Source organism: Salinimicrobium oceani, from assembly GCF_012037645.1.
Genome location: NZ_JAAVJR010001108.1, coordinates 1 through 358 on the forward strand (window position 1 = coordinate 1; position 358 = coordinate 358).

A 358-nucleotide genomic window follows, 5' to 3' on the forward strand; every position below is an offset into this window, starting at 1 on the left:
AAATTGCTGAAAGAGCTTTCAGATAAAGCTCCGGGTACCTTTCACCATTCTCTTAATGTGGCCAATCTTGCCGAAGCTGCCGCAAATGAGATCAATGCAAATTCCATGCTGGCCAGGGTTGGGGCACTTTACCATGATATCGGAAAAATGCAAAATCCCACCTATTTTACAGAGAACCAAACAACTTCTGTAAACTCTCATGATGAGTTGGAGCCAAAAGAAAGCGCGCAGATCATTATTGAACATGTGATCAACGGGATCGAAACTGCCAAAAAAAGAAATCTGCCGGACAGGGTAATTGACTTTATTCGTACCCATCATGGTACCACCACGGTGTATTACTTCCTGCAAAAAGCAA

At 43.0% G+C, this 358-nt stretch carries 1 protein-coding gene; it reads left to right on the top strand.

All coding sequences use genetic code 11. The features are described 5' to 3' along the window. Window positions 1-358: HDIG domain-containing metalloprotein (locus tag HC175_RS21010; RefSeq protein WP_168139915.1), on the top strand; the 358-nt coding region annotated here is incomplete at both ends.